This window comes from Pseudomonas sp. TH34, assembly GCF_016650865.1.
Classification (GTDB): Bacteria; Pseudomonadota; Gammaproteobacteria; order Pseudomonadales; family Pseudomonadaceae; genus Aquipseudomonas; species Aquipseudomonas yamanorum.
Map to the genome: position 1 here is coordinate 97667 of NZ_JAEKFB010000032.1, position 16410 is coordinate 114076.

At 62.7% G+C, this 16410-nt stretch carries 15 protein-coding genes and 1 pseudogene; 2 read left to right on the forward strand and 14 right to left on the reverse strand.

The genetic code is table 11. From position 1 onward, the window contains the following. Positions 1 to 71: 71 nt before the first annotated feature. The 4 genes and pseudogenes from JFU58_RS24720 to JFU58_RS24735 form a co-directional block, all read right to left on the reverse strand. A complete protein-coding gene (locus tag JFU58_RS24720) occupies positions 72 to 1028 on the reverse strand; it encodes a FecR domain-containing protein (RefSeq protein ID WP_201142619.1) in 957 nt (318 codons plus the stop codon). A gap of 9 nt (positions 1029 to 1037) precedes the next feature. Then, positions 1038 to 1547, reverse strand: a complete 510-nt coding sequence (locus tag JFU58_RS24725) for a sigma-70 family RNA polymerase sigma factor (RefSeq protein ID WP_093208575.1) — start codon at positions 1545 to 1547, stop codon at positions 1038 to 1040. A gap of 927 nt (positions 1548 to 2474) precedes the next feature. Then, a pseudogene (locus JFU58_RS24730) lies at positions 2475 to 3963 on the reverse strand (aldehyde dehydrogenase family protein). 13 nt (positions 3964 to 3976) lie between these two features. Beyond that, entirely contained in the window at positions 3977 to 4366 is a 390-nt protein-coding gene (locus JFU58_RS24735; RefSeq protein ID WP_063029061.1) for a c-type cytochrome, read from the reverse strand. Between the two features lie 226 nt (positions 4367 to 4592). Here JFU58_RS24735 and JFU58_RS24740 point away from each other — a divergent pair, with 226 nt between their 5' ends. Next, positions 4593 to 5915, forward strand: coding sequence for a hypothetical protein (locus tag JFU58_RS24740; protein ID WP_093208567.1), 1323 nt, complete (start codon positions 4593 to 4595; stop codon positions 5913 to 5915). 145 nt (positions 5916 to 6060) lie between these two features. Here JFU58_RS24740 and hpaC read toward each other — a convergent pair whose 3' ends face one another. Continuing rightward, a complete protein-coding gene (gene hpaC / locus JFU58_RS24745) occupies positions 6061 to 6573 on the reverse strand; it encodes a 4-hydroxyphenylacetate 3-monooxygenase, reductase component (protein ID WP_063029057.1) in 513 nt (170 codons plus the stop codon). 219 nt (positions 6574 to 6792) lie between these two features. Here hpaC and JFU58_RS24750 point away from each other — a divergent pair, with 219 nt between their 5' ends. Beyond that, positions 6793 to 7398, forward strand: coding sequence for a response regulator transcription factor (locus tag JFU58_RS24750; RefSeq protein ID WP_087695222.1), 606 nt, complete (start codon positions 6793 to 6795; stop codon positions 7396 to 7398). Positions 7399 to 8448: 1050 nt separating this feature from the next. Here JFU58_RS24750 and feaR read toward each other — a convergent pair. From feaR to JFU58_RS24795, 9 genes are all read right to left on the reverse strand, one after another. Continuing rightward, entirely contained in the window at positions 8449 to 9369 is a 921-nt protein-coding gene (gene feaR / locus JFU58_RS24755; RefSeq protein ID WP_063029053.1) for a transcriptional regulator FeaR, read from the reverse strand. Positions 9370 to 9429: 60 nt separating this feature from the next. Beyond that, positions 9430 to 10380: a PDR/VanB family oxidoreductase gene (locus JFU58_RS24760; protein ID WP_201142620.1), complete on the reverse strand. Its 951-nt coding sequence runs from the start codon at positions 10378 to 10380 to the stop codon at positions 9430 to 9432. A gap of 100 nt (positions 10381 to 10480) precedes the next feature. Beyond that, positions 10481 to 11221, reverse strand: coding sequence for an SDR family NAD(P)-dependent oxidoreductase (locus JFU58_RS24765; protein WP_201142621.1), 741 nt, complete (start codon positions 11219 to 11221; stop codon positions 10481 to 10483). A gap of 138 nt (positions 11222 to 11359) precedes the next feature. Further along, positions 11360 to 11851 carry an aromatic-ring-hydroxylating dioxygenase subunit beta gene (locus tag JFU58_RS24770; RefSeq protein WP_201142622.1) on the reverse strand — a complete coding sequence of 164 codons (492 nt, stop codon included), beginning with the start codon at positions 11849 to 11851 and terminating at the stop codon, positions 11360 to 11362. Beyond that, on the reverse strand, positions 11848 to 13131 hold the full coding sequence (locus JFU58_RS24775; protein WP_003208861.1) for an aromatic ring-hydroxylating oxygenase subunit alpha: 1284 nt from the start codon (positions 13129 to 13131) through the stop codon (positions 11848 to 11850). The genes JFU58_RS24770 and JFU58_RS24775 overlap by 4 nt, the downstream gene beginning before the upstream one ends. A 24-nt stretch (positions 13132 to 13155) precedes the next feature. Then, positions 13156 to 14283, reverse strand: coding sequence for an amidase (locus tag JFU58_RS24780; RefSeq protein WP_093208554.1), 1128 nt, complete (start codon positions 14281 to 14283; stop codon positions 13156 to 13158). Next, positions 14280 to 14750 carry a nuclear transport factor 2 family protein gene (locus JFU58_RS24785; protein ID WP_201142623.1) on the reverse strand — a complete coding sequence of 157 codons (471 nt, stop codon included), beginning with the start codon at positions 14748 to 14750 and terminating at the stop codon, positions 14280 to 14282. The genes JFU58_RS24780 and JFU58_RS24785 overlap by 4 nt, the downstream gene beginning before the upstream one ends. Before the next feature lie 3 nt (positions 14751 to 14753). Next, on the reverse strand, positions 14754 to 15125 hold the full coding sequence (locus JFU58_RS24790; RefSeq protein WP_003208867.1) for a hypothetical protein: 372 nt from the start codon (positions 15123 to 15125) through the stop codon (positions 14754 to 14756). A gap of 17 nt (positions 15126 to 15142) precedes the next feature. Beyond that, positions 15143 to 16291 carry an acyl-CoA dehydrogenase family protein gene (locus tag JFU58_RS24795; protein ID WP_201142624.1) on the reverse strand — a complete coding sequence of 383 codons (1149 nt, stop codon included), beginning with the start codon at positions 16289 to 16291 and terminating at the stop codon, positions 15143 to 15145. Positions 16292 to 16410: the final 119 nt, after the last annotated feature.

A 16410-nucleotide genomic window follows, 5' to 3' on the forward strand; every position in this document is an offset into this window, starting at 1 on the left:
TGAGCCTTTGCTCGCCCTTATCTTATCTTCCGAACGAGCCGCCAAAACCCTCAATCAAACCTCAAGTTTTTTCAGGCAGGGGCACGTACTGTCACCCAATAGCGGGTGCGCCTCACCACTTGTATCGGCAACGCGGCGGCCAGGTTGTTCAGGGCCAGGTCGGTATTGTCCAGGTGCAACACGCCGCTGACCCGCAGCGTCGCCACCTCCGGCGCACAGCGCAGCACTCCGGGGCGGTAGCGCGCCAGCTCGGCGATCAGCTCGTCGAGCCGGGTACCATCAGCCACCAACAGCCCCTTGACCCAGGCGATGCTGCGGTCAGTCACCGCCGCAGTCGGGTGCACCTTGTCCCTGGAAACCGTGGCACCTTGCCCCGCCTCCACTCGCACCGCTGGGCCATGGTCCGGCTGCACGTGTACGGCGCCCTCAAGCACTGCCAACTGACAGTTGTCGTCGCATTGGCGGACGCTGAAGCGCGTGCCTAGGGCCTGAAACACGCCTTGGCGACTCTGCACCCGAAACGGTCGAGGTGACGGCGCGGTAGTGATGAACACCTCGCCGGCCCGCAACCGTACCAGGCGTTGACGGTCGTCGAATTGCACGTCAATCGCCGAGGCCGAGCCCAACACCAGGCGGGTACCGTCGGGCAATACGACTTCGCGGATTTCGCCAGTGCGGGTGCTGTGGCCGGCACTTGCCAGTTGCCAGGCGTCGGTGCGGCGCACGCCGTAGGTGAGGCCACCGGCTGCTACCAACAGGCCCAGCAGGCGCAGGGTGCTCCGGCGATCGGGGGAGTCGGGAGCGTCGGGTTCGGCCAGGCTGTGCCTGGCTACTGCGGCGGGGACGCTGTAGAGTTTTTGCTCGAAGCCCAGCAGGCGTGTCCAGGCCAGTTCGTGATGGGGGTGTTCGGCACGCCAGCGCAGGCAGTTGGCGTGGTCTTGGGCGCTGGCGTCATCGGCCCACAGGCGGGCCATCCAGGCGGTGGCGCGCTCGATAATATCGGGGGCGATTGGCTGTTCGGTCGACATCGCCGTGGGTCAGCCGTGCAGGGTCTGGTAGCAGGCCAGCAGGCCGGCGGCGATGTACTTTTCTACCGAGGAGACGGAGACCTGCAGCTCGGCGGCGATCTCGCGGTAGCTCAGGCCGTCGAGTTTGCACAGCAACAGGGCCTGGCGTGCCTTGGGTGGCAGGTTGTGCAGGGCGGCGTCGATTTCGATCAGGGCTTCGATGGCCAGGGCGCGGGTTTCTTCATCGGGGGCGCAGGGTTCGGGCAAGAGGGTCAGGGCTTGCAGGTAGGCGGATTCGATCTGGCGACGGCGGTAGAGGTCGATGACCAGGCCGTTGGCGATTTGGGTCAGGTGGCGGCGGGATTCGCCGGTGGGCGGGAGTTGGCCCTTGCGCATGAGTTGCAGGTAGACGTCGTGGGCCAGGTCGGCGGCGTCGAATGCATTGCCCAGCTTGCGCCTTAGTACGGTGCGCAGCCAGCTGTTGTGGTCGACGTATAGGGTTTCAACCTGGCGTTGAAAGGCGAACTGTCCGATGTTCACAAACCTCTCCTTTTACCCAATGGGCCCGGGGGCGTTGGGGTTTTGGTAATGGTTGGCAAGACTATCGGCTCTGGGGCGTGGGTGCAATGTGGAGGGGCTGGGCGGGGTGGTGTGTGCATATCCGTTATTTAGGTAACGGCGGCTTATGGTTCCGCTCTTACAGCGGCTCACTTTTGAACAGCGCAAAAGTAAGCAAAACGCTCTTGCCCCACCACTCGGCACCTCGCTTAGGCTCGGTGTGCTCACTCCGGCTTTGGACCGTGGGCCGCCGCGATGGGCCATCCTTGGCCCTGCGCGGCTAACCCGGCGTCCTGCCGGGTTACCCACGCTCCAAAGCCTGCGTTCGGCCAGCGTGGTTTAACGGGGCGCCTAAGATCAAGATCAAAAGCAAGAGCACAGCGGCCTACCGGCCGGCTTGAGTGTGGTGAAGCAACAGCAAGAGCAACAGCAAAATCAGAAGCGGGCACGGTCAAATGTGGGAGCTGGCTTGCCTGCGATGGCATCAACTGGGTGTACCTGATGCACCGAGGTGTCTGCATCGCAGGCAAGCCAGCTCCCACAGAAAAGCAGCTCTGTTTTCGCTCTGGCTTTTGATCTGGCTTTTAACACTCAAGCCGGCCGGGAGGCCGCTGTGCTCTGCTTTTGATCTGCTTTTGATTTTGATCTGACTGCCCCAATAAGCCCGAGGCCGAACGCAGGTATTGCGGAGCGGGTAAACCGGCAGGACGCCGGTTTAGCCGCGCCGGGCCATGGATGGCCCGTCGCGGCGGCCCGCGGAGCAATGCCGGAGTGAGGGAACGCCGAGCCACAGCGAGGCGCCGACAGGCGGGGCAGAGCGCTTTGGTTACTTTGCCGCTTTTGCAAAGTGACTCGCTGTAAGAGCGAAACCATAAGTCGCCGTTACCTAAATAACGGATATGCCCCCAATCAATGCGCAATACACACCGACTTCAGCTCGGTATAAGCCTCAATCACCGCCCGCCCAAACTCCCGCCCCATCCCCGATTGCTTCACCCCGCCAAACGGCATCGCCGGATCCAGCAACACATGCGCATTCACCCAAACCGTCCCCGCCTCGATTCGCGGCACCAGGTTCATCGCCTTACCCAGATCATTGGTCCAAAGACTGGCCGCCAACCCATACCGATTGTCATTGGCCAATTCAATCACCGCATCCTCATCATCAAACGCCATCACCCCCAACACCGGCCCAAACACCTCCTCCCGAGCCACCGCCATCCCATGATCGATATCCGCCAAAATCGTCGGCCGCACATAAAACCCCTCACCCGCGACCTCATCCCCACCGATCACCACCCGCGCCCCTTCAGCCCGGGCCTGCTCGATATGGCGCAGTACGCCTTGCTGCTGCTTGCGCGACACCAACGGATTAATCGCCGCCTCACCATCCATCCCCGCCCCCAACGGCATCGCCGACACCGCCGCCGCCAACCCCTCGACAAACCGGTCATAAACCGAACGATGCACATAAAAGCGCGAAGCCGCCGCACACACCTGCCCGTTGTTCAGCAACCCACCCAGGATCGCCCCCTGGATCGCCTTATCAATATCCGCATCCGCCAACACGATCATCGGATTCTTGCCCCCAACTCCAGGGCAAACCGCGTCATGTTCTCCATGCACGCCACCCCCACACTCTTGCCCACGGCAGTCGAACCGGTAAACGACACCTTGCTCACCAACGGATGAGCAGTCAGAACGCCCCCACCGACGCCCCGCCGCCGGTCACCACGTTGAACACCCCCGCCGGAATCCCCGCCTCCAGCGCCAGCTCCGCCAGGCGCATCGCCGTCAGCGGCGTTTCCATCGCCGGCTTGATGATCACCGTGCACCCGGTCGCCAGCGCCGGCATCAACTTCCAGGCCGCAATCAGCAGCGGGAAATTCCACGGCACGATGCCCACCACCACGCCCACCGGCTCACGCTTGGTGAACGCAGTGAACCTGGCCCCCGGCGGCAAAGGGATCGACACGTCAAAGGTCTGCCCTTCAATCTTGGTCGCCCACCCCGACATGTAGCGCATGAACTCCACAGTGGCGTTCAGATCCAGCCCCCGCGCCAGGTTGATCGACTTGCCCTGGCTCAGGGTTTCCAGCTGCGCCAGTTCCTCGGCATGGGCCTCAACCAACGCGGTGAAGTTCAGCAAAATCCGCTCACGGTCGGCCGGGCGCAAGCCAGACCACACGCGGGACTTGAACGCCGCATGGGATGACTGCACCGCCTGTTCCACCACGTGCAGCGGCGCATCGAGGGTTTCGCACAGGGTTTGCCCGGTGGCCGGGTTGACCACCTTGATGTGTTCGCCCTCGGCAAATACCCACTGGCCATCGATAAAGCAGCCATGACGACGGTCCAGGAATGCAGCCACCTGCGGCAGGATTTCAACGTTGCTCATGATTCACCTGTATTCAATGTTGTTCTTTGAGAAAGCAGGCGACCGCTTGGCGATCGTCGGCCGAAGCCAGGCCCATGTAGGGCATGTAGGTGCCGGGCACAAACGCCTGGGGCTGGGTGATGAATTGCGCGATGGTCTCGGCTTGCCACTCGACGTTTTTGTCACGCATCGCCTGGGAGTAGCTGAAGCCCGCCAGGGAGCCGGATTTACGCCCGTAAATGCCCGCCAGGTTTGGCCCCATCATTGTCGTGCCGCCCTTCGCCACCGCATGGCACACGCCGCATTCGTTGGCGAAAACCTGGGCGCCACGGCTCTGGTCAGGGCCGCATTCAGCGGCGAATGCGCTGTGGGCCAGGACCAGCGACAGCACGCCGGCCAGGGACAATCTGTGTGCAGTGAACATAGAAAAACGACCTTGGAAATCATCGAAGTTGCCGACGATTGTCAGGGCTCAAGGTCGCTCGGGTTTTGCCCTGCGTGCCAGTCGTATTGGCCGGGCTGCCAAACCGTGGATTCTGGCAAGCACAGTCAAGTCTTTGGCAACCAGACAAAAGGCACGTCACTTCGCCAGCATTAGTATCGCGGCAGACCCCAACCCTGTGGTCATGAACAAGAATGGATGCCACACCATGCTCAAGTCCCCCTTGCTTCGTCTCTCGACCCTCGCGCTGATGATCGGTGCCAACCCGGCCGGCGCTTATGAGCTGTACGCCGATGACAGCAGTCATCTGAACGCCACGCTGGAAGCGGTATTCGGTGTCTTCCACAGCCAGCAGAACTACAGTCAATCCGGCCGCCTCGCCAAGGGCTCCTCGTCCTGGCGCGAGGGCTACGTGAAGTACGGCCTGAGCTTCGACAAGAGCTTCAGCGGCGCCGGCACCACCTACGGTGCGGCCAACCTGCTGAGTTCCGGTACCTGGGGCGACGGCGATGCCGCAGGTTTCAGCGACGGTTCGGAGCGCACCACAAAATTCGAAGACGCCTACCTTGGCTGGCGCTCGGGCACGTTGTTTGAGGCTCTGGGCGAGAATGGCGTGGACCTGTCCTTCGGCCGCCAGAACATCGTGGTCGGCGACGGTTTCCTGATTGACGGCGACGCGCTGAACTTCGGCAAGGGCGTGGCCGATGGCGACCTCAATCGCGGCGGCGGCTACTACATCGCCGCCCGCAAGGCCTTCGACGAAACCGCCGTGTTGCGCCTGGGCGGCAAGGACGGCTGGCGCAGCGACCTGATGTGGCTCAAGTCCGACAACCGTGCCCAGGCCAAGACCGAGATGTACGTCGCCACCCTCGAACACGTGGCCGCCGAAGGCACCGTGGGGCTGACGTACATCGACACCACCGATGTCGACAAGCAGTATGCCTCCCCCACGCAGCTGGAACGCGATGGCATGAAGACCTACAGCCTGCGGGCCACGGGCAATGCCGGGGTGACCAACCTGTTCCTGTCCGGCGAATACGCCTGGCAGGACAAGCCCCACACCGGCAACGAAGACGCCTGGTACCTGGAAGCCGGCTGGGCCTTCTCCGACGTGACCTGGACGCCGTATGTGAGCTACCGCTACAGCCGTTTCTCGGAAGGCTTCGACCCGCTGTTCTACGGTTTCAGCCGTGGCTACGGCACCTGGTTCCAGGGTGAAGTGGCGGGCAACTACGCCGGGCCGTTCAACAACAACTCACGCATCCAGAACGTCACGTTCAAGGTTTCGCCCCTGCAGAACCTCAACGTCGGCGCGGTGTTGTTCGACTTCAAGACCATCGACCGCAACCTCGGCAACAACGACGGCCACGAGCTGGACCTGTATGCCGAATGGCACGTCAACGACCACCTGACGGTGATGCCGCTGATCGGCCTGTACCAGCCGGACAAGAGCGCCGAGCAAGGCGGCACGCAGCTGGGCAACCACGATAAAAACCTCTACAGCCAAGTGGTGTTCGCCACTAACTTCTAACCAACGAAGCACGTCCCCTGTGGGAGCTGTCGAGTTTTAGCGAGGCTGCGATGACGTCGGCACAGTCAATAAACAGGGTGCCTGACCCTCCGCTATCGCAGCCTCGCTAAAGCTCGACAGCTCCCACATTTGATCCTCTGCATCTTCAGCAATGGGCGCCAGCATGTTCAATTCGGTGAAACAGCCGATTGAAGTACACCAGGCTGTCACCCTCCTCCCGAACGCCTATCCGCGACAACTCCACAAACATCACTGAATGGGAGCCCACTTCCTTGCACTCACTGATCCGCCCTTCCAGCTGCACCAACGCGTCCCGAAGCACCGGCACACCTGTCTCGCCGCCATCCCACAGATCCCAGGCAAACCGCTCCGCCATGGGCACCTGGGTCATCCCGGCAAAATGCCGCGCCAGTTCCTCCTGCTCCCCGCACAGTACGTTCACACACAGCTGACCATTGGTACGGAACACATCATGGGTCGCACTCCCACGGTTCACGCACACCAACACCGTGGGTGGCGAATCCGTCACCGAGCACACCGCACTCGCCGTGATCCCGCAACGCCCGCCCGGGCCGTTGGTGGTGATGATGTTCACCGCGGCCGGCAGTTGCGCCATGGCGTTGCGAAAGTCGATTTGCTGCTGGCTCAGGTCGGCCATGTCGGTGCCCCTTTACGGTCCGTGGGTGATGCCACAAGACTAAGACGCCCCATGCAGCGCGACCATTCAGACGATCCCCATGCCGACTAGGTGGTTTCTTTATCGTCAGGGCCGTTCACACTGGGTATTCTGCTGGCAAGGCTCCACAGATGAGCCAATGTCCGCCGCAGCGTGCCCGCGTGCGAAAACAATAATTAGAAATTCTCGTGGCAGTCCCTGATGGAAATTCGCACACCGATCGTTTACATCGTTGATGACGACAAAGACCTGCGTACCTCGCTGGCCTGGCTGCTGGAGTCGGTCAGCGTAAAGGCCCAATGCTTCGCCGGGGCCGAAGAGTTCCTTGAGCACTACGACCCGCGACAGCCCGCCTGCCTGGTGCTGGATGTGCGCATGCCGCAGACCAGCGGCTTCCAGTTGCAGGAGATCCTCAACCGGCGCGGCAGTACCTTGCCGACCATCTTCGTGTCGGCCCACGGCGACATACCGATGTCGGTCACCGCAATGAAAAACGGCGCGCTGGATTTCGTCGAGAAGCCCTACAACCCGCAACAGATGATCGACCGCATCCAGGCCGCGCTGAAGACCGCTGTACAGGCCCAGGCCGACCAGGAACAGCGCGAGCACCTGCAAGGCAAGCTGGCGCTGCTGACGAGCCGGGAGCGAGAAGTGTTGATGCTGGTGGTGGACGGCAAGGCGAGCAAAGTGATTGCCCGCGAGCTGAACATCAGCGTGAAGACCGTTGACGTGCACCGCACCAAGATCAAGGAAAAGATGGGCGTGACCAGCATCGCCATGCTGGTCCGCGAGGTGTTGTATCCGTAGCGCGCGATGATTGAATGTGGGAGCTGTCGAGCTTTAGCGAGGCTGCGATGGGACCGCTGCGGTGTACCTGTCAGACCGAGTGGCCTGCATCGCAGGCAAGCCAGCTCCCACAGTTGACCTCATTCCAATGTGGGAGCTGTCGAGCTTTAGCGAGGCTGCGATGGGATCGCTGCGGTGTACCTGTCAGACCGAGTGGCCTGCATCGCAGGCAAGCCAGCTCCCACAGATGACCTCATTCCAATGTGGGAGCTGTCGAGCCTTGGCGAGGCTGCGATGGGATCGATGCGGTGTACCTGTCAGACCGAGTGGCCTGCATCGCGGGCAAGCCCGGCTCCCACAGGAAAATGCATTGAATGTGGGAGCTGTCGAGCTTTAGCGAGGCTGCGATGGGATCGCTGCGGTGTACCTGTCAGACCGAGTGGCCTGCATCGCGGGCAAGCCAGCTCCCACAGTTGACCTCATTCCAATGTGGGAGCTGTCGAGCTTTAGCGAGGCTGCGATGGGACCGCTGCGGTGTACCTGTCAGACCGAGTGGCCTGCATCGCAGGCAAGCCAGCTCCCACAGTTGACCTCATTCCAATGTGGGAGCTGTCGAGCCTTGGCGAGGCTGCGATGGGATCGCTGCGGTGTACCTGTCAGACCGAGTGGTCTGCATCGCAGGCAAGCCAGCTCCCACAGTTGACCTTCATTCCAATGTGGGAGCTGTCGAGCTTTAGCGAGGCTGCGATGGGACCGCTGCGGTGTACCTGTCAGACCGAGTGGTCTGCATCGCAGGCAAGCCAGCCCACAGTTGACCTCATTCCAATGTGGGAGCTGTCGAGCTTTAGCGAGGCTGCGATGGGATCGCTGCGGTATACCTGTCAGACCGAGCGGCCTGCATCGCGGGCAAGCCCGGCTCCCACAGGAAAATGCATTCAATGTGGGAGCTGTCGAGCTTTAGCGAGGCTGCGATGGGATCGATGCGGTGTACCTGTCAGACCGAGTGGCCTGCATTGCGGGCAAGCCCGGCTCCCACAGGAAAATGCATTCCAGGTCCGGGGGCGGCACGCATCAATGATGGCTATAGCGCTTGCGGTACTCGCCCGGTGACACGCCGAAGCGTAACTTGAACGCCGATGAGAAGTAGCTGGAATCGGAGAAGCCCCAGGCATAACAGAGTGCCGACAGCTTCTGCTCCGCCGGCGAATGGCGCAAGGTTTCGGCGCAGAAATCCAGGCGTCGGTGCTTGATGTATTGCGCCACCACCAGCCCGCGCTTGGAAAACATCCGGTACAGCCCGCGCACCGACACCCCGACTTCCCGGGCAATCAGCTCGGGGCAGAGTTCTTCAGCGCCGATGTGCGCGTCGATGTAGGCGATAGTCTTGCGAAACTGCCGTTCCTGGGTATCCACGCCGTTGTCCCGGGCGCTGATCCCCGGCAGCAACAGGCTGACCAATGCATCCAGCACGGCTTCGCTTTCCTGCATGCCCAGGTCGTTTTGCTGGCGGGTGTCGAGCACCATCTGGCTGGCCATCAGCGCCAACGGCGTGCGCGCCGAGATACGGGTCGCGCAGTTGACCGCAGTGAAGTGCGAACCGCGCTCCACCACCTGGCGCGGCAGGATCAGCGACAATTGCCGGGAGTTGTCGTGGTAGGTCATGTCACTGGGACGGCAAGCGTCGATCAGGGCGATGTCACCGCAGCCCAGTTGCGCACGGTTGTCACCCTGCTCCAGCTGCGCGCTGCCCTGCAACTGGAACACCGCGTAATAGTGCCCCTCGTTGCCGGTACTGACTTCCTTGCTGCTGCGATACAGATGCACCTGGGCCATATCAACCACGCTGAGCTTGATCGCGCCGCTGCGAAACTCGCTCAACTCCCCATAAAACCCCGCGCCCAGGGCCCGGGCATCGAAGCGTCCACAGGCCTGGTTAACCTGCTGTAACCAACGCTCGAACGATTCATTACGTTGCACCGTTGAACTCATCATGACCGCAAGGCCTCACGTTTTTTATTTTTTTGGTCCAAGCAATCTTACGGGTAGCGCCGATCAAATATCCAATACCAGACGAGCGGAAACTGCCCGGGAAACACACGCACAAATCTGCCGGTTGGCGGCCTTCTCCTTGGTCGACAGGCAATTGTCACGGTGCTCGGGCACGCCTTCCAGCACCTCGACAATGCAGGTGCCGCAGATGCCTTCGCGGCACTCGGTGTCGATGTCGCAACCATGGGCCTGCAGCACGTCCACCAGGCTGGAATTCGCCGGTACTTGCAGCACCACGCCGGAGCTGGCCAGCTCCACCTCGAAACCACCACTGGACCCGGCGTTCGCCGCCGGATCGGCCTGGAAGTGCTCCAGGTGGATCGCCTCCTCGGGGCGGCTGCGGGCCGCCACTTCCACCACCTTGTGCATGAACGGTGCGGGGCCGCAGGTGTAGACGTGGGCAGACGCGCCCGCCTGCTCCAGGCAGGTGCTCAAGGCCGCATCCAGCGCACCCGGCTCGACGCCATAGTGAAACTGCACATGCTCACCGAACGTATCGGCCAACAGCTGGGTAAACGCCGCGTACTGCGCCGAACGTGCAAAATAGTGCAGGCGCCACGGCTGGCCGCTGCCGGCCAGTCGATAGGCCATGCTCAACAGCGGCGTCACCCCGATACCGGCGGCAAACAGCGCATGGGCCGGCGCATCCGGGTCGAGGCGGAACAGGTTGCGCGGCGCACCCATCTCCAGTTCCATGCCCTCCTGCACCTGCTCATGCAGGGCCAGGGAGCCGCCACGGGATTGCGCCTCTTTCTTCACCGCCACCAGGTACGCGCGGCCATCGTGGGGCGGGCTGCACAGCGAATACTGGCGGGTGACGCCGGTCGGCCCGGTAAGGTCCACATGGGCCCCGGGTTCATAACTGTCGAGAGGCTGGCCGTCACTGCGCACGAGGCGAAAGGAACGGATATCCAGCGCTTCATCGACGATGCGTTCGATCTTCACCTTCATCATTGCAGCACCTGAATCCTGTTGTTTCGGTTGAACGCTATCCTGTGGCGAGGGAGTTTGCTCTCGCTGGACTGCGCAGCAGGCCCACTCTCTTCGGGGGTGACTAGCGCATGAACAGCCCGCCATTGATGTCCCAGCACGCGCCCGTGATCGAGGCGGCGTGGTCGGCGATCAACAGCAGCACGGTGTCGGCGATGGTGCGCGGGTCACCGAGGGTGCCCGTGGGGATGATCTTGAGGATCTGCTCCAGGCGCTCCGGGGCCACGGTTTCGTGCACCACCGGCAAATCAAGCGGGCCTGGCGAAATGCTGTTGACCGTCACGCCCCGGGGCGCCAGTTCACGGGCGAAGACCTTGGTCAGCGTGGCCACGCCGCCCTTGGCCGCCGCGTAATGCGCGCCAGTGGCAGTGCCGCCGTTTTGCCCGGCGAGGGAGGCGATATTGACGATGCGCCCGAACCCTCGTTCGGCGAAATGCGCACCAAACACCTGGCAGGCCACGAACGTGCCCCGCAGGTTGATCGCCATCGATTCATCGAATTCCTCGGGTGTGATGTCCATCAGCGCCGCAACTTTCGACACCCCGGCGTTGTTTACCAGGATATCGGTGCCGCCCCAACGCTCGCTGAGCAGGTCCCGGGCGCGAATAAAATCCGCCTTGTTGCGCACGTCCAGCTCGATGGCGCCGGCGGTTTCGCCGTGGTTGTCGAGTTCAGAGGCCAGGCGCTGCACGCCGTCCAGGTGCACATCCGCCAGGCCCACGCGGTAGCCTGCGGCGTGCAGGCGCCGGGCGATGCATTCGCCAAGGCCGCGGGAGGCGCCGGTTACAAGGGCGATTCGGTTCATCAGGGTGTCCTCATTTCAAATGTGGGAGCTGGCTTGCCTGCGATAGCGGTGGGTCAGTACCTGAAGGGCTGGCTCACACACCGCTATCGCAGGCAAGCCAGCTCCCACATTGGTTCTGTGTGGTGGGTCAGATCGGGTTCACAGCAGGAAGCCGAGTGCACTCAGGCTGTCGGTGGAATTGATCAGCCGCACCACCTTGCGCTCCAGGGTCACCACCCCGGCGCTGAAGCGGATGCGGTAATTCAGGTCAGCCACGAACGGCGTGTGCACCCCACGCTTGTAGGCATACAGCAACTGCGTGCAGTTAACTTCCACCACCTCTCCCGCTGCTTCCACCAAGGTGAATCGCGAAACGCTGCGCACGGTTTTCGCCGCATCCACCGCCGACGGTGAATACCCCGCCGTCAGCCGTTCGATGCGCAAGTCACGCATGCGCGCATCATCAAAGGCGTAGTTGAGGTTGGCTTCAAAATCGTCAGTGTCCGGGTCGATCGGCACGACGTAGCGCCCGCTCTCGCTCCACAACGCGGCCCATTGCACGTAGTCCTTGTGGTCCAGCAGTTCGGCTTCACGCCAGATGAATTCGATGGCCTGGGCCAGCGGTGCGGTAAAACCAGTCAGGGTGTTCATTGGCTCATCATCCTTTTCCACATGTCATAGGCCCCGCGCATGCCGCCTTCATCAGTGGCGTGGGATACCTTGTCGCCGTTGTCGGCCAGCACTTCGCGGTTCAGGCCACGGTTGACCAGGATCGGCGCATCCACGCCGGCATACGAGCCGCGTTGCACCCGGTCCCAGGCCTCGGCGTCGTCGGGGCTGCCAAAGCCGAACGGGCCCTGGAAGTGTTCGTGGATGCGCAGGCGCTCGCGGTTGGCAACCTGCGGGCCGCCCTCCATGCCCAGGGCGACGTGGCGGATTTCGGTCTCGGTGACCGACACCGGGCGCAGCACCCGGAAGAACGACATCGACATGGCGACGTTGGGAAACAGGTTGAGGTTGAACCCGGCGCCGTGCAGCGAGCGCACGATGCGTCGCACCTGGGCCGGCTCCATGGTTTTCGACAGTTCTTCGGTGACGTGGGCGAAACGCTCCTGCAACTGCTCGGTACCGTCGTCATGGTCCAGGTCGACATGCTCGGGCACCATCACCATCACGCTGTGGCCATTGCCCAGGGAGTGGGTGACGGCCTGCTCGTCGGTCATGAACGAGAGCATTTCCGAAGTCTCGGCGTCCACCGACGACATGAACGACTTGTGCACGATCGGAAAGTGGTAGCCGTCGGTGGTGTTTTCCAGCTGGATCTTCCAGTTGCCCTTGAAGCTGAACTTGTGTTCGCCCTGGGTCTTGATCGGGTAGCCGGCGCCCTGCTTCATGAACAGGTCCATCCAGTGTTTGGCCCCGCCGAGGAAGTCGGCCAACGGTTCAATGTCGTCGTTGTAGCTGGCGAATACCATTCCCGCGTAGCTGTCGACCCGCAGGCTGGTCAGGGGTAATTCGGACTTTTCCAGGATGCCTTCGTAGCCGTCCGGGTAAGGCAGCGCCCGCAGCTTGCCGTCCAAACCATAGGACCAGCTGTGATACGGGCAGGTGAAACCGGTGGCGTTGCCCTTGTGCTTCTCGCAAACCGTAGCGCCACGGTGGCGGCAGCGGTTTTCCAGCACGTTGATCGCGCCTTTCTTGTCGCGCACCACGATCACCGGGCGCCGGCCGATGGTCGCGGTCTTGAAGTCGCCGCTGTTGCGCACTTCGCTTTCATGGGCGACCCAGACCCAGGTGCGGTAGAAGATCTTTTCCAGTTCGGCCTCGAACAGCGCCGGGTCGTTGTACAGCGAGACGTCGACGCGATCGTGCTTGACCAACTCGTCGAGGCTTTTCGATTTGGCAATCAGCCGGTATTCATGGGTACTCATGGAGCCCTCCTCAAGGCGTTGTTCTTATTGGCGAGCCGTGATGCTCTGTTGCAGCTGTGCGCCAAGGGCACACACCCATTCGTCCTGGCCCTTGCGGCCGACAATCTGCAGCCCCACCTTCAGCCCGCTGTCGGCCAGGGTCACCGGCACCGTCAGCGCCGGGTGGCCGCTGAGGTTGAATGGCCGCACCAATGGCGTCATGCGGGCCACGGCCTGGCTGCCGTTGCGGGCTTCGGCCAGGGTCGGCGGCAGGTCAGGCATCGTCGGCAGCAGCAGCACGGAGAATTCTTCGAGCGCGGCGTCCACCTGGTGGCTGAAGCGGGTGCGCACGACTTCGGCTTCGGCCAAATCAGCGGCGCTGGTGCGGCTGGCAGCCAACAAGCGTTGTTCGACATCCGCACCGATCAGTCCCTTACCGGTGAGGTGACCGAAGGCTGCCCAGTTTTCGACGTTAATCACCGTAAGGCCCGCACCGAACGCTGCATCGAAATCCTCCAGATGCAGACGCTGCTGACGCCAGCCGGCCGCGTCGACGGCAGCCATCAGGCTCGCCTTCAGCCATGGCTCACAGGCAACATCCAGAAAGCCCACCTGCACGCTGCCGGACGGCGCCGCCTGTGGCTGGAAACCCGGGCAAATCACCTGCATCGCGGCGATCAGGTCCTGCATGTTCGCGGCAAACGGACCGACGCAATCGAGGCTGGATACCGCCGGTTGCGCACCAGTGCGGCTGACTCGGCCATAGGTCGGCTTCAAACCGGCAACCCCGCAGCACGCGGCCGGGACTCGCACCGAGCCGCCGGTATCGGTGCCAATGGCGATATCCGCCAGGCCCGCCGCAACGGCCGCGGCCGAACCGCTGGATGAGCCGCCCGGTACCCGGTCAGGCGCCTGGGGATTGATCGGCGTACCGCTCCAGTCGTTGATGCCGGTGACCCCAAATGCCAGTTCATGCAGGTTGGTCTTGCCTACGATCTGCCAGCCGGCGTCGAGGACCAACCGCACCACGTCTGCATGCCGGGTCGCGGGCGACGCATCATCAAAGGCACGGCTGCCCGAGCGGGTCGGATACCCGGCGATGTCGATGGAGTCCTTGATGGCTACGCGTTTTCCGCTGCCACCCAAGAGAAATTCGCTGACGAAGGTACTCATGGGTTCACCCCCAACATGCTATTGAACAGGCGCTGCGTACGGAAATGCGCGATCAGCCAGGTGCCGTCGACGCGACGAAAATCGATGGTCAGCCGCGTGCCGAACAACTCGCTGCGCTGGTCGGCGTAGGTGGAAATCTGCTGCATGATCCACTGCCCCGCAGCGGTGTTGCCGTCCACCTGAATCGACTCACTGGTGAGGTAATGCAGGTTCAACGCGAAGTGATCCGACGGTGGCAGGTAGCTGCCGACAAACGCCGCCACCGCGTCGCGCCCCTGATGCTGGCCGAAGGTCTGCGCGGCACTTGTGCCAATGCCTTCCCAGACCGCATCCACGGTGAACAACCCGGCCAACTCGCGGACGTTCATCGCCGCCCGGGGCACGTCGCACAGGTCCATGTAGCGCGCCATCAAGCGCCTTACCTGGCTCTCCCCTTCAAGGGTTTCAACACGCTGCAACAGGTCCATGGCTCACACCCTGGCCGCTTCGGGAATGGTCAGCGGACGGCCAATCCGCGCTTCAACCTTGGCGTAGCGCCACAGGCTGTATTCACCCACCGGCGTGGTACGGAACAGGTTGCAGGCGTCGATCACCGACTGGTGGCAGTCAACGTCGGCCATGATGTAGACGGTCCACGGCGAGGTGGTCGACGGGCCGACCATCAAGCGGTCGTCATCCATCGCCCCCAGCACGTTGATGCCCGGCATGGCGCCGAGGTCGCCCATCATCTGGCTGAAGCCTTTCCACACGCTCAGGCCTTCGCCGGTAGGCAGGTCGAAAAAGTTCTGGGTGATGCCGATGCAAAACACAACGCGCAGCGGTTCTTGAGTGGCTTGGGACATGGGTTGATCCTTGAAAGTCAGATGTAGCCAGGAAATGGAGGAACGCCGAGGAACACCGAGCCCGCGCCGTCGTACAGTCCTTCGCTGAGGAAGGCGTGCTGGGTCACCACCATGGCGTCGCGCAGGTAGCGTTGCAGCGGGTGGCGCAGGTAGATCGCGGTGGTGCCCGCCAGGCTGTAGGCGCTCTGCACCACGGCGGCGCCGGCCTGGGACACGTGAATGGCGGTCAGGCGCAGCAGGCTGGTTTGCTCGGCCGTGACCGGGTTGCCGGCGAGGATCGAGTTCCACACTTGTTCGGTGGCGCCGTAGAAAAAGCCCCGAGCGGCGCTCAGCCGGGCTTCGGCCTTGGCGATTTCGATGCGCACGTAGGCGCGGTCCGCCAGTTTCGGTGCGCCGGTGATGCCGCTGCCGCTGGCCATGGCGCTGATTTCATCGAGGGCCGCACGGGCCAGGCCCAGGTTGACCACCGCCAGCACCTGGGCGGCATAGGCAATCGACGGGTAACGGAATAGCGGCTCATCAATGGTGGCAGCGCCGCCACGGATGAAGGTCCAGCGCTCGTCGATGAATTGGTCGGTAACGCGCAAGTCATGGCTGCCGGTGCCCTTGAGGCCGACCACGTCCCAGTTTTCGATGATTTCAACCTGGCTGGGGTTGAACACGGCAGTGCGTGGCTTGCCGCCCGCCGCGCCGATGCCCACGCCCAGCAAGTCGGCGCCTTTGCAGCCGCTGGCAAACTTCCAGGTGCCGGTGACCTGCCAGCCGCCCTCGACGGTTTCTGCCGGTTGCAACGGGAACAGGCCACCGGCAAACACCAGGTCGGGGCTGTCGGCGTACAGCTCGGTGAGGGTTTCCTGGGGTAAGGCCGCGAGATACACCCCGGCGCTGCCAAAGCTGGCGACCCAACCGGCGGAGCCATCGGCTTCGGATATGCGCTCGATCATCTGCAAGAACGTTGCGGGGGCCAGGGCATCGCCGCCGAAACAACGCGGCGTGGCCGCCCGGTAGATGCCCACCTGCTTGAAGCGTTCGATCATGTCCCGTGGCACGTGAGAGCCGGCGTCGAACTCGTCGCGGCGCTGACGCACCTCATCGAGCACCTGCTGGAACAGCGTGGGCTGCACGTCGGGTAAAGCGTCTGGTTGCACGAGGGCCGAACGCAGCATGGGCTTTCTCCGTTGTAGTTGTTATGGACGCCGTGGCAGGCGTTGATGGGGCCAGTGTAAAAAGCCCGTCCACCGTCAACTATTGGGGCGTGCAGCCCACCGGCTAAAGAAATCCCCTA